A 503-nucleotide genomic window follows, 5' to 3' on the forward strand; every position below is an offset into this window, starting at 1 on the left:
AGCAGTTCGGCGTCGCGGCGCCGTTCGGCGATCTCCAGGGCCAGCGCGGCGTGGTCGGCGAAGCCGGTGACCATCCGCACCACCGCGTCCGACAGTTGTGGGCGATCCGCTCGATTGGCCACCTGCAGCACACCGCGAATACTCTCGCGAGTGCCCAGCGGCAGCAGGAACGCCGAACCCAGATCGGGCCCCACCGCCTTGGCCACCACCGCGCCGGGATCGCGACTGAGATCGTCGCTGACGATCGTCTCGCCCGAGCCGAGCACCTTGCCCATCAAGGTGCTCTCACCGGACAGGACCAGGCCGCGGACGCCGTCCGCGAGGGGGCCCGAGGCGGCCTCCACCACCAAGTCGTCGGAATCGGCCACCGGCACCGCCAGGGTCACCAGGTCGGCGTCGGCCATCTCGCGAATGGTGGCGGTGAACGAGCGCAGCACGTCGGCCGGGGGTTGGCCGGAGAGCAGGCTGCGGGTCAGCTCCGAACTCGCCGCCAACCATCGTTC

1 protein-coding gene is annotated in these 503 nt (G+C 70.8%); it reads right to left on the reverse strand.

All coding sequences use genetic code 11. The features are described 5' to 3' along the window. Window positions 1–503: GAF domain-containing protein (locus tag EMA17_RS00060; protein WP_148112324.1), on the reverse strand; the 503-nt coding region annotated here is incomplete at both ends.

Source organism: Embleya hyalina (genome assembly GCF_003967355.1).
GTDB lineage: Bacteria > Actinomycetota > Actinomycetes > Streptomycetales > Streptomycetaceae > Embleya > Embleya hyalina.